The sequence below is a fragment of the Lysobacter sp. TAB13 genome (assembly GCF_052113885.1).
Taxonomy (GTDB): domain Bacteria; phylum Pseudomonadota; class Gammaproteobacteria; order Xanthomonadales; family Xanthomonadaceae; genus Lysobacter; species Lysobacter gummosus.
Window position 1 is genome coordinate 1 of record NZ_JBFRDR010000444.1, and the last position, 352, is coordinate 352.

1 protein-coding gene is annotated in these 352 nt (G+C 65.3%); it reads right to left on the reverse strand.

All coding sequences use genetic code 11. From position 1 onward, the window contains the following. A partial coding sequence (locus tag AB4Y92_RS26890; protein WP_441822396.1) for a hypothetical protein occupies positions 1 to 352 on the reverse strand: 352 nt, incomplete at both ends.

Consider the following 352-nt stretch of genomic DNA (forward strand, 5'->3'; position numbering starts at 1 on the left):
GGCCAGAGCCTCGGCGGCTTCATCCGTGCTGCGAAGGGTGTGATCAAGTCTGTCGATGCCCAGCGCGAGCAGGACGCCCATGATGCCGAAGACCATCACGCCGGGCGGAATGAGGAAGGCCGGGTGAATCGAACTTGGCCTTTCCGGGGGCCACGCCGAGGCCATCACCCGGACATCCGGCTGAATGAGCTGGACCTGTTCGTTTGCCTGCTGCTGGCGGCTCAGAAGGGCATCGTAGAGTTGGGCTACCGCGGCCGCCTGACGCTCGAGAGCCCGCAATCCGGACATGCTGGCCGCGGTTTCGGTCGCTGCCGCCTTCAGGGACTGCAGTCGCTCCTCGATTGATCTGGCC